At 64.1% G+C, this 11,837-nt stretch carries 11 protein-coding genes; 8 read left to right on the top strand and 3 right to left on the bottom strand.

The features are described from left to right. Positions 1-9: 9 nt before the first annotated feature. Positions 10-747: a formate dehydrogenase accessory sulfurtransferase FdhD gene (locus PZ894_RS19935; RefSeq protein ID WP_275747496.1), complete on the top strand. Its 738-nt coding sequence runs from the start codon at positions 10-12 to the stop codon at positions 745-747. On the opposite strand, the gene PZ894_RS19940 is transcribed toward PZ894_RS19935, so the two are convergent. After that, on the bottom strand, positions 748-3,153 hold the full coding sequence (locus PZ894_RS19940) for an FdhF/YdeP family oxidoreductase (protein ID WP_275747497.1): 2,406 nt from the start codon (positions 3,151-3,153) through the stop codon (positions 748-750). Positions 3,154-3,642: 489 nt separating this feature from the next. On the opposite strand from PZ894_RS19940, the gene PZ894_RS19945 reads away from it, so the two are divergent. From PZ894_RS19945 to PZ894_RS19955, 3 genes are all read left to right on the top strand, one after another. Continuing rightward, positions 3,643-4,038, top strand: coding sequence for an FCD domain-containing protein (locus PZ894_RS19945; protein ID WP_275748042.1), 396 nt, complete (start codon positions 3,643-3,645; stop codon positions 4,036-4,038). Between the two features lie 82 nt (positions 4,039-4,120). Beyond that, positions 4,121-4,912 (top strand): siderophore-interacting protein, encoded by a 792-nt coding sequence (locus tag PZ894_RS19950; protein ID WP_275747498.1) that lies wholly within the window; start codon positions 4,121-4,123, stop codon positions 4,910-4,912. 379 nt (positions 4,913-5,291) lie between these two features. Then, complete coding sequence (locus PZ894_RS19955) at positions 5,292-6,482, top strand: MFS transporter (RefSeq protein WP_275747499.1); 1,191 nt, start codon at positions 5,292-5,294, stop codon at positions 6,480-6,482. Positions 6,483-6,696: 214 nt separating this feature from the next. Here PZ894_RS19955 and PZ894_RS19960 read toward each other — a convergent pair whose 3' ends face one another. After that, the gene (locus PZ894_RS19960; protein WP_275747500.1) at positions 6,697-7,593 is read right to left on the bottom strand and encodes a LysR family transcriptional regulator; all 897 of its coding nucleotides are present in this window, start codon (positions 7,591-7,593) and stop codon (positions 6,697-6,699) included. Between the two features lie 162 nt (positions 7,594-7,755). Here PZ894_RS19960 and PZ894_RS19965 point away from each other — a divergent pair, with 162 nt between their 5' ends. The 4 genes from PZ894_RS19965 to PZ894_RS19980 all read left to right on the top strand — a co-directional run bounded on the left by PZ894_RS19965 (position 7,756) and on the right by PZ894_RS19980 (position 11,237). Then, entirely contained in the window at positions 7,756-8,778 is a 1,023-nt protein-coding gene (locus PZ894_RS19965; protein ID WP_275747501.1) for an alcohol dehydrogenase catalytic domain-containing protein, read from the top strand. Further along, positions 8,771-9,871 carry an FAD-dependent oxidoreductase gene (locus tag PZ894_RS19970; protein ID WP_275747502.1) on the top strand — a complete coding sequence of 367 codons (1,101 nt, stop codon included), beginning with the start codon at positions 8,771-8,773 and terminating at the stop codon, positions 9,869-9,871. The genes PZ894_RS19965 and PZ894_RS19970 overlap by 8 nt, the downstream gene beginning before the upstream one ends. Before the next feature lie 47 nt (positions 9,872-9,918). Continuing rightward, positions 9,919-10,428 carry a DinB family protein gene (locus PZ894_RS19975; RefSeq protein ID WP_275747504.1) on the top strand — a complete coding sequence of 170 codons (510 nt, stop codon included), beginning with the start codon at positions 9,919-9,921 and terminating at the stop codon, positions 10,426-10,428. Positions 10,429-10,541: 113 nt separating this feature from the next. Then, positions 10,542-11,237 (top strand): SDR family oxidoreductase, encoded by a 696-nt coding sequence (locus tag PZ894_RS19980; protein ID WP_345799163.1) that lies wholly within the window; start codon positions 10,542-10,544, stop codon positions 11,235-11,237. 100 nt (positions 11,238-11,337) lie between these two features. On the opposite strand, the gene PZ894_RS19985 is transcribed toward PZ894_RS19980, so the two are convergent. Then, the gene (locus PZ894_RS19985) at positions 11,338-11,718 is read right to left on the bottom strand and encodes a Rid family detoxifying hydrolase (RefSeq protein ID WP_275747505.1); all 381 of its coding nucleotides are present in this window, start codon (positions 11,716-11,718) and stop codon (positions 11,338-11,340) included. Between the last annotated feature and the right edge of the window lie 119 nt (positions 11,719-11,837).

Consider the following 11,837-nt stretch of genomic DNA (forward strand, 5'->3'; position numbering starts at 1 on the left):
GACCGGCTCGTGACCGAGGAGCCGTTGGAGATTCGCTTGGCCGCGCCTGGGACCGAATCCCGACGCGTTTGGGTGACCATGCGAACGCCTGGACACGACTTCGAACTGGCGGCGGGGTGGATGGTGCACGAAGGGTTCTGCCTGCCGACCGACATCCACAGAATCGCCTACTGCACCGATGTGGATCTCGCTGGCGAGGAGGAATACAACGTCGTTACCGTGACTCTCTCGGCGCGACCCTATCGGGAGCCCGGCGCGCGGCATGCCGGACATTCCTCCGGCTCATCCGCATGCGGCGTCTGCGGGAAAGACAGCATCAGCGAAGCGTTGGATGTCCAAGCCCGGACCCGGTGGCCCGGCGCCGTGCCGCTGCCGGAAACGGTGCGCCGACTCCCTGAGATCGTTCGCGAGCAGCAGCGTGTGTTCGGTCGGACGGGAGGCGCGCATGCAGCCGCACTGGTCTCACCAGATGGCGACGTACTGGTGGTGCGGGAGGATGTCGGACGTCACAACGCCGTCGACAAGGTGACAGGGGCGCGCGTGCTTGCCGGCGAGGACTCGGCCGCCGCGTGCTTGTTCGTGAGTGGCCGAGCGGGCTTCGAGCTAGTCCAGAAGGCGGTCTCCTCGGGCGTCGCGTCGCTAGTAGCTGTCGGAGCGCCGACCTCCCTCTCGGTCGACTTGGCCAAGCGGTCCGGCCTGGTGCTCTACGGCTTCACCAAGTCCGATAGGTGTGTCCGGTACGCCTGATCACCGACCAGACGCAGGCGGCCACACCAGTCCAGACGTCCCCGTCCCATCGAGCTCGTCCAGCGCAGGGCCCCGGTCGTCGTCCCGAATCGGCGCAGCAGACGACAGACTGAGCGTGACGATGACGGACTTGGACGTCGGCGTATTGCTGTGCTCTGCGGTCGAGCCGATGGGGATCAACGGGTTCGTCTCTGGGTAGTAGGCGGCGACACTGCCGCGTGGAGTGTTGTAGGCAACAAGCCGGAATGCCGGGGCGCAGCGATCGCGGCCGTCACGCCACGCGGCGTGGATGTCGACGACGTCCCCCGCCTTGAATCCCAGGTTGCTGATGTCCGCGCGATTCATGAACAGGACCCGGCGTCCGTTGTGGATCCCTCTGTAGCGGTCGTTCAATCCGTAAATGGTGGTGTTGAACTGGTCATGGCTGCGAAGGGTCTGAAGCACCAACTGACCGGGTTCGACCTCAAGGGTCGCCAGCTGCGAGACACCGAACTCGGCGCGACCGCTCGCCGTCTCGAAAGTTCGGCTGTCCCGCGGTGGATGAGGCAGGACGAAACCCCCAGGGCGCAACACCCGCTCCTCGAAGTGTTCAAATCCGGGCACGACACTCGCGATGTGTCTCCGAATGAGCGAGTAGTCGCCGGCTAGCGCACCCCAGTCGACGTCGTGCCGGTCGCCCAAGGTCGCTGCCGCGATCCCGCAAATGATCGCAACCTCAGACCGCAGACTGTCCGATGCTGGACGCAGTCGTCCGCGCGAGGCGTGGACGACTGACATTGAGTCCTCCACAGTGATCATCTGCGGTCCTGTGCTTTGCATGTCGAGCTCAGTGCGACCTAGCGTCGGAAGGATGATTGCGGTGTCACCGCAAACCGCATGGGAGCGATTGAGCTTCGTCGAGATCTGTACAGTGAGCTTGGTGCTGCGCAATGCCTCGGTTGTATAGCCGGTGTCTGGGGCAGCGTGAGCGAAGTTGCCCCCCAGGCCGATGAAGACCGACACGCGCCCGTCGTGCATCGCTTCGATGCTCTCCACTGCGTCGAATCCGTGGTGGGGCGATGGCTTGAAGCTGAATTCGGCGCCGAGCGAGTCGAGGAACCATCCGGGGGCCTTTTCCCACACGCCCATGGTGCGGTCACCTTGGACATTTGAGTGCCCTCTCACCGGGCATAGTCCCGCGCCGGCTTTGCCCAGGTCGCCACGGAGCAGCGCGAGGTTGACCACCTCTCGGATGGTCGCGACGGAGTTGTGGTGCTGAGTGAGTCCCATTGCCCAGCACCAGATGGTGGCGCGGGAGTTGGACACCATCCGGGCCGCCGATTCGATTTCCTCAAGACTGAGGCCGCACGCGTTGGTGAGTGTTGACCAACTCAGCCGACCGACGTGCTCTGCCCACTCTTCCAATCCGACGGTGTACGCGTCGGTGAAGTCGGCGTCGATCGCCCGCCATTCGAGCAGCAGCTTGCCAATGCCCAGGAACAGAGCATGGTCGCCGTTCACCTTGACGGGAAGATGGAGGTCGGCAAGATCAGTGCCCTTGCCGATCATGCCTCGCATGTTCTGGGGGTTGTGAAAGTTCGAGGTGCCGGCTTCGAGCAAGGGGTTGATGGAGAGGATGCGTGCACCACGCCGCTTCGCGGCTTCGAGTGCGGACAGCATGCGCGGGTGATTCGTGCCGGGATTCTGACCTGCGACCACGATCAGGTCCGCCGAGTAGAAGTCCAGGAGCGACACGCTTCCCTTGCCGATCCCGATGGAGTCGATGAGCGCCACTCCGCTGGACTCATGGCACATGTTCGAGCAGTCCGGGAGGTTGTTCGTGCCGAGCATCCGCACGAAGAGTTGGTACAGGAACGCTGCCTCGTTGGAGGCTCGACCAGAGGTGTAGAAGGTCGCTTCGTCGGGTGTCACCAACTCAGTCAGATGAGTCGCTATCAGCGTGAACGCGTCTTCCCAGGCGATGGGCTCATAGTGCTGAGACCCCGACCGTTTGACCATGGGTTCAGTCAAGCGACCCTGTTTGCCGAGCCAGTACTCAGACTTGTCGCTTAGGTCGGCGATCGAGTACGCGCGGAAGAAGTCACGTCCCACGCGCTCCTTGGTCGCTTCCTCGGCTACGGCCTTCGCGCCGTTCTCGCAAAACTCGGCCGAGTGACGGTGTTCGGGGTCGGGGTCTGGCCAGGCACACGACATGCAATCGAACCCATCAGGCTGATTGATCCGTGACAGGGTCCGGGTCGTCCTAGTGACCCCCATCTGAGAGACCGCCTGCTTCATGGCGACCGCTACAGCTTTCACGCCCGCGGCGTGATGAGCGGGCTGCTCGACTTTGAGACGCGGCTGAGGCTCCGGCGAGGGTTGTGAGTCATCGGCCGGAGTTTGGCTCGGCGGTGGTTCCGTAGTCATTGCGCTCCGTCGTGACATTTGAGGTACCAACGGTGTCGGATCAATCTGATTCGATGAAGATCAATGTAGTTCATTGATCCGATGCGCGCTACGGCACTATGGTTACCGCCTGTGTGGATGTCCGAGAGAACGGACGAAATGCCCGCACTTTGGCCGAAGGCAATCCTGCGCAATGCCTTCATGAGCGTGGTCTTGGTTGCTGAGGGAGGAGCTCAAGTGCAGACGAGGTTGGCAGACACTCGCGGATCGCGTCTGGTAGTTGAGCACCTCGACGGCCTGATCCGGTCCCAGCAACTCGAGCCAGGCGACAAGCTCCCTACGGAGCGGGAGCTCGAGAGGACGCTGTCATGCAGTCGGACCGACGTTCGCCGTGCCCTATCTCAACTGACGCTCGAAGGGCGCGTCGTGCGCCACGTTGGCCGCGGAACCTTCGTTGCACCTAACACCACGGCTGAAGCAGCCACAACCGCTGGCAGTCCAAGCGAGCTGATGGGGGCCCGCATGGCAGTGGAGCCGTGCATCGTCGCGGCGGCTGCTCTGCGAGCGACGAACGATGACTTCGAGGAAATGCAGCGCTGCCTCGATGGCGGCGACAACACTGACATCTACGAAGAGTTTGAGGCGTGGGACATGGCCTTGCATCGCAGCTTCGCGGTTGCGACACACAGCGCAGTCATCACGGCGATGGTTGACCTGCTGCACACCTCGCGCAACGACCCCGTGTGGGGCGGGCTGAAGCGTCGCTCGTTCTCCCCGGAACGTTGCGTGCAATACCGCGAAGAGCACCGAGAAATCGTCGACGCCCTTCGCGACAGGGATGCGCAAGCAGCTGAGGCCGCCATGGTCCGGCACCTACGTTCCATCAGTCGAACGATCGACGCCTAAGAGCGTTAGGTCGCTACGACGAGCACGCCGAGCTCGCCGATCTCGCGGCTACGACTACTCGGAGAGAGAAGCAGACATGGCTATGACTCGTCTCGTTGTCACGTCCACAGAGGACGTGACGCCCAGCCTGCGTCGGATCTGGTTCCACTCCGATGATCTCTCTGCTCTCGCAGGGTTCGACGACCAGTCTGATCGATATGTGAAGCTGGTGTTTCCAAAGGCCGGCGTCGAACTGCCTGAAGGTTTGAGCATGCGCGAGCTGCGGATTGCACTGGCGCCCGAAGACCTGCCTGTGGTTCGGACCTACACCGCACCAATCCTCGACATCACCGGCGGCATCATGGCCATCGACTTCGTGGTACATGGAGACCATGGAGTCGCCGGCCCCTGGGCACGATCCGCGACGGCCGGATCGATTCTCTACGCCGACGGGATCGGAGGCGGCTACCGGCCCGACCCCTCGGCTGACGCCCACCTGATCGCGGGCGATGATTGCGCAGTTCCCGCAATCGGTGCCGCACTCGCCGCCCTGCCCGCCGAGGCCGAGGGGCAGGTCTTCATCCTCGTCGAGTCAGCCGCCGACGAGCCACCCATGCCCGCGCCGCACGGAGTGAAGGTCACCTTCCTCCATCGCACCGCGGGCCAAAGTCTGGCTCGCGCCATCCGCGAGTGGCCCTGGCCCCACGGCCGCGTCCAGGCTTTCGTGCATGGCGAGGCCAAGGACGTAATGCACGGCGTGCGACCGTACTTGCTCAAGGACCGCGCTCTGCCACTGGCCGACACGTCGATCTCGGGCTACTGGCGTCACGGACGCACGGAAGAAGGCTTCCGCCAATGGAAGTCCGATCTCGCCGCCGCTGAAGGCAACAACTGAGGTCAAAGACCGCATGTCGAGCTGACCGACGCGACCCATGGCCTTCGCCGAGTCCCGAGAAGGCCCATGTCGTTAGACATGGGCGCCCGACGCGCTGCACATGAACGCTCGCCATCTTTCCTGACCACACCTCGCCTCCAAGACCGAACTCGGGACGCGACTTCGTGAGCGCGACCGAAGCGCATCCGCATGACCCAGCGCGGGTTCGTGCCCACGATCAGGCTGAAGCTACTTCTCGAACCGAGGCATGGCGGGCCGGTAGGCGCAGTGGACGCGCGAACAGCGACCTACCACGCGCTCAAGTGGGCGACGCCACACTCAAAGGGATGCCCTTTTCAAGTAGGCTAGAGAGGAAAGGGATGCTCTTTAGGAGGGTGAGATGTCAGAGACCGTTTTTCGTGGTCGCAGTGTGGGGGCGTGCTACGTGGCGATGGCTGTCGTGGGGCTTCTTCTCTCGGTCTACGGCCCGATCGTGGCCGTCCTGCAGAACCGATTCGAAGTAACGACGGCCGCTGTCGGATCTGCTCTCGGAGTGCAGTCGTTCGGCGCGGTGATCGGCGTGCTCGCCGCTCAAAAGCTGCTGCGCGCACGCGGCAATCGGGTGACCGTGTCGACCGCCTTGTTCCTCATCTGCGTTGGCGCCATCGCTATGTCCATGTCGTCATCGTGGAGTGTGATGCTCGCTGGGGCCGCGGTCGCTGGCCTCGGTTTCGGCGGCGTGGACTCGGTGATCACGCAGATCATCCTCATGGGCTCGGGGACTCGAGGGCCGACGCGGGTGAACATTGCTCACGGCTGCTTCGGTCTCGGGACGTTCGCTGGGCCAGCCCTCATCTACGTCGTTGGCGCGGAGCATTACCAGTGGGTGTTCGCGGCCGCGGCCGCCGTGAGCGCGGCCGCTGCAGTCGGCGCACGAGGTCTCGAAGGCGGACCTTCCTCCTCTGCGACCGGTTCATTGCCGCGAACCGAGCCGGTGCCCTCGGATGCCAGCGCTCGACCGCCGCTGCTCGCAGCAGTCATGGCTGGGTTCTTTGTCCTCTACGTCACTCATTTCGCTGTGCAGGCCGGCATTGGGAACTGGGGACCGGTCGTGCTGGTGCAGCAATCAGAGTTGTCTGAGTCTCACGCCGTGCTAGCCATCTCCGGCTTCTGGCTCACGATGGTTGTCGGACGGTTCGGTGCCGCAGCGCTCAGTAATCAAGTAACGCCTCGAGTCCTCGTGACCGTTAGCTCGGCAGGACTCGTTATCGTGCTCGCGTTCTCGCTCCTGCCCGCTGGGGCACCGTGGTCCTTCCTCGCTGCCGGCCTGTTCTTGGGCCCCATCTTTCCGACCGGTTTGGCATGGCTCGCGAGTAGCGGCTACGGAGGCGGCAACAATCCGGCGTACGTGATGGCAGGCTCAATGCTCGGCCTAGCAGTGGCTCCAAGCGCGGTCGGGATGGTGATTCAGCGTCAGGGTCCAGGAGCGGCGCCAGGTGTGCTGTTCACGGTTGCGCTCGTGGTGTTGCTGTCGAGCGGCGCACTGCTTGCATTGGCTGCCGCGGCGCGACGCGTACATCGGTTGGCCTGAGTGAGCGACTCGTCACCTGACCCAGTCAATGTCTGTATGCCTGGCGAGCTCTGGCAGGGTGGTAATCCTTCTGGTGGTGACGGATGCACCAGCAGGGCGACACCTTCCAAACAACTCTCGTGCAAACAGGGTGTGACGGTCGCCCTCACGAACTCGTGGGGGTTGATGCCGGAACTGTCCGGATTGGCATCTTGGATTTCAGTCGCCGAGATGCTCAGTGGGGCTGGGTCGTGGCGCTCAACAGGTCCGCCAACCGGTGGAGATCGTCGGCGAGTGGTGATCCCGGGTCCCATACGGCCTGATAGAAGATCTCCACATCTTCACCGTCCGCTCGGAGCGAGCGATGAGGTGTTTCCGGCGAGGTGAGTTTCGAGAGCGGCACGATGGCCGACCCAAGCCCGAGATTCGCCCATTCTTCGAGGACTCGGTAGCTAGCGGCTTCACCGGCATAGGGCTTCCATCTGAGCTTATGCGCCTGGACCAGGTCGCGGGTAAAGGCAGTGAGCCCGCATGTGTCGGGCATCAAAATGAGCTCGGCGCCCTGCAGGTCATTCAGCGAGAGCGGCACGTCGTCCCCTTCGTGACCTCCGACGACTACCAGCGGCTCAGACGCGACGATGCGATGTTCGTACCCCTGCAGGAAGCCCACGGATGGCATGAGGACGAGGTCAAGCTGGTTGGCGAGAAGCGCGTCGCGCAACTCGGCCATGTTGGCCTCACGCATCACCAACTGCCGTGGTCCTCCGAGCGCCGTCTGTCGATGTACGGCTTCGTAGATGGCCGCTACCAGCGAGGGGTCGATGAGCGGTGAGACGCCGACTCGAACAAATTCGTCGCCGGTGGCCGTGAGGCGACGCGCCTCGGAGCCGACCGCGTCAACAGCGACAAGCGCGCGGTCGATCAGGGGCAGGATCTCGAGCCCGAATACGGTGGGCTGAACCCCCCTCGTGGACCGTTCGAAGAGCCTGTCCCCGAGCCTCTCTTCGAGTTTGGCGATGCCGTTCGACAGGCCGGGTTGCGACACGTTCTGTGAGCGAGCAGCGGCACTGAACGAACCGCTCTTCCAAACCGAACGGGCATACCTGAAGGCTTCGATGCTGACTCGCTCCACAAGCACAGCCTATCTCCTCGAGGAGCTTTCCGGCCTTAGCGTCGAGTCTGCCCATAACGGTACGTTATCGCCGCATTCGTGATTCCCGCCTACCCAGGTTCCACCCTCTTCCGTAGCGTCCTTGCCTGGTGACTGGATCCAGATGGATGGAAGGAGATTCACGTGACACGCCGCCACTACGCTGCACGGCTCGCAGGAAGTGGGCACCCTCTGGAAGTCCGCCCTGTCGAGCCGCGGATCCCCGGCGCCGGCCACGTCAGGATCGACGTGAGAGCGAGCGGTGTGTGCGGTGCCGACCGCGCCAGCCTCCGCGAGGCGGATCCAGTTCTTGGCCTACCCCATGTCCCCGGACACGAGATCGCAGGCGTCGTGGCCGAGGTCGGTCCTCTGGCTGGAGACTGGAAGGCCGGTGATCGCGTGGCTGTGGGGTGGTTCGGCGGCTCGTGCGGCGAATGCATCGCGTGCACCTTGGACGATGTCGTGCACTGCCGACGCCGGCAGGTGCCGGGCCAGTCGTACGACGGCGGGTGGGCAACGACGGTGACGGTTCCTGCAGCTTCTCTCGCACGCGTTCCAGACGAGCTTTCGCTCGTAGATGCCGCGCCCTTCGGTTGCGCCGGCGTGACGGCTTTCAACGCAGTGCGCCGATTTGCCGCACCGACTGGCGCTCGCATCGCCATTCTCGGTCTCGGCGGCGTCGGCCACCTGGCCGTGCAGTTCGCCGCCGCCATGGGCCACGAGGTCATCGTTCTAAACCGGGGTCCAGAGAAGCGTCATGCAGCTCTTTGCCTCGGCGCGCAAGCGTACGTAGACCTCGATCTGCACTCCCCCGGTCCTGCCCTCCGGGCGCTCGGCCTCGTAGACATGGTCATCTCCACAGCATCGTCCAGCGATGTTCTCGTCGACGTCATGGACGGCCTCACCGCGCGCGGCCAGCTGGTCGTGGTGGGATTCGATGCGTCTCCGTTGGAACTCGACCTCAGTCGGCTTGTCGCCCACTCCCGCTCGGTCGCCGGCCAGATCACCGGAAGCCCCGGCGAGACCGAGGCAGCGATGGCATTCGCAGTGACCAACGACGTACGCCCGGTTGTGCGCATCAGCCCGCTGAGTGAGATCGGCGAAGCTGTTGCAGCCGGACCATTCGCCTCAAGTGCGTTTCGCACGGTGCTTGTTCCCGATGCCTGACCTGCACACCCAGGCCATCGCGACTCCCGCTACTTGCGATGTCGCCGTCATCGGCGCGGGGATCAGCGGCCTAGCCGTTGCTGACCATCTGACGCGCGCGGGCGCTGCCGTCTCCGTAATTGAAGCTCGCGGACGTGTCGGCGGCCGCCTCTTCGGCATGAAGGACAACACTGCGCTCGATCTCGGCGCGACGTGGTTCTGGGAGGGCGAGCGTCGCACTCAGGATCTAGTGGACCGCCTAAGGGTAGGCAGCTTCCCGCAGCACCTTCGTGGCGACACGGTGGTGGAAGACCTCAATGGCGTGATCCGTCACCGCGGCAATCTGGTCGACATGCCTGCGCACCGCTATGCAGGCGGCGCCACCTCGCTTGCAGACGGGCTCGCGCGAACGCTTCCTGCCGAGAGCCTGCACCTCGGCCACGCCGTCGACGCGGTCACGATCGACGGGACCTCACCGAAGTTCGACCTCGAGGTGAGTTCAAGCGGGCGCACGTGGCGAGCGCGCCACGTGGTCCTGGCCCTGCCGCCCGCACTCGCGGTCGCAACCATAGAGCTGCCCAAGTTGCTTCCCACACAGCTCTGCCGCACTGCCGCGGCCACTCCGACCTGGATGGCGGAAACGGTCAAGGTGGTTGCCCAGTACGACGAGCCCTTCTGGCGGCTCGAGGGCCTCGCGGGGGCAGGCATCAGTCGTTTGGGGCCGCTCCAAGAGATCCACGATATGTCCGGCCCTGATGGCGAACCCGCGGCGCTGTTTGGGTTCGCTCATTCTTCGCGGCTCGACCCCGAGCCACAGGTCGCGATCCTCGAACAGCTTGTTCGCATGTTCGGGGAACGCGCCGGGCGACCGGCAAGGCTGGCTATCCAGGACTGGAGCCGCGAACCATGGACCGCCCGACGCGCGGCCACAGCCTCCAGCGACTCGATGTTCGGACATCCGGATCTACGTCGGCCGGCCATGGCCGGTCGACTGCACTGGAGCTCAACCGAAACCGCGATGACGTTTCCCGGCCACGTCGAGGGAGCCCTCGAAGCTGCCGAGCGGACAGCCGACTACATCTGTGCCGATCTCGGCATCCGACGTGCCACGTGAAAGGTGATGCCATGCCAGTTGAGACACCTGACATCAAGACTCTGCTCATGGAGTACGACAGAGCTCGCGCCTACACCGACGAACTGTGGCGCGACCTCACACCCGACGAAGTGATCTGGCGACCGCATCAGCACTCGAGCGCGATCGGCTGGCACCTGGGACACCAAGCGCACGTCGCCCACTTCATGGTGCGCAACCTGACGGCCGCAGAGCCAAGCCCAGCCCCAGAGCTCGATGGACTCATGGACTCGGCAAACCCGGAGACATTTCGCGGCAGCCTGCCAACCGTCGAGCGTCTGCTGCAGTTTCGCGAGACCGTCGCCGACCGAGTCCACGCTCGACTCGGCGCGATCGCTTCCAAACAGGTTGGCGCGCCACAGCAGATGGCTGTCGTCGGTTGGCACCTACTCGCCGCCCTGGTCAATCACGAATACCAGCACGACCAATGGATCGCCGAGGTCCGCTCCGAACAACTGGGGCACGACCTGCCTGACGACCCAGTCGCAGGAACGGTGCGACGTATCGACGGCTACCTCGTACTCGCACCTGAGTCCTGAGCGCGCCCTCGCCCACTTCCCACCCACCAATTTCACTCGATGCGCGGGAGCACAACCTGAACGACTTCACCGACCACACCCTTCTCGTCGTCGGCGGCACTAGCGGGATGGGCATGGCAGTTGCTAGCCGGGTCCTACAGAACGGTGGCCGCGTCATCATTACCGGACGCACGCAAGACTCCGTTGATCGAGCTCTCGGTGAACTCAACGCGGGTGATGCCGCTGAAGGCATCGCCGTCGACCTCACCGACGACGCGGCCGTTGCCCGATTCCGCTCAGAACTCGCCCGGCGCCATGGCGATGTCGACCTCCTGGTCAACGCCGCCGGCGTCTTCGCCCCTAAGGCCTTCCTCGAACACGACGCAGACGACTACCGACGCTACGAGGCGCTCAACCGCTCGCTCTTCTTCATCACCCAGACCGTTGCCACGAACCTCGTGCATGCCGGACGGCCGGGCTCAATCGTCAACATCGGTTCGATGTGGGCCCACCAGGCGATCGCGGCAACCCCGTCTTCCGCGTACTCGATGGCGAAAGCGGGCCTCCACTCGCTCACGCAGCACCTTGCGCTTGAGTTGGCAGGACACCAAATTCGTGCCAACGCCGTAGCGCCCGCCATAGTCCGCACGCCGATCTACGAAGAGTTCATTCCCCGCGATCAGGTGGACTCGACTCTCGACGCCTTTGACTCCTTCCATCCGATCGGTCGAATCGGCACCTCTGAGGACGTCGCGGCGACCGTGGTGTTCCTGTCTCGGACGCCGCCGCGTGGGTCACTGGCGCTGTATGGGACGTCGACGGCGGCGTGATGGCCGGAAGGAACTGACCTAAGTGCGTCTTAGCTGGGATACGGCAAGGATGGCGATCACGATTCCATTGCCTGCCAATCGGAGCGTTCGAACCTGACTCTCACAAAGCCACGATGGCGTCGATCTCAACGACCGCGCCGAGTGGCAGCGCCGCCACACCGATGGTCGTCCTCGCCGGCACCCGGTCAGGAAAGTGGTCCGCGTAGACGGCGTTGATCTCTCCGAAGAGGTCGAGGCGCGTCGTGTAGATCGACGTGCGCACGGTGCGGTCGAGGCCGGTGCCGGCCTCAGCACACACAGCTGCAAGGTTGGCCAGGCTTCGCGCGACCTCCGCAGCCACATTCTCATTGTCAAGATCGCCGGACTGCGGATCGATGGGGAGGGCTCCGGAGCAGTACAGCAATCCGGCGTGCGCCACTGCTTGGACATAGGGCCCCACGGCGCTGGGAGCGTCAGGTGAGGCAATGGCGCGTAGATCCATGGTTGGTCCTCCGGTTGGCGGTCGTCCGCGGCCGGCTCCGCGAATGTGGGTCGACCGTACCAGGATGATCAGACCAATCCTCGCCCGCGCAACACTTCACTCCGTATTGCTACACCAAT

This window comes from Nocardioides sp. YIM 152315, from assembly GCF_029210375.1.
GTDB lineage: Bacteria > Actinomycetota > Actinomycetes > Propionibacteriales > Nocardioidaceae > Nocardioides.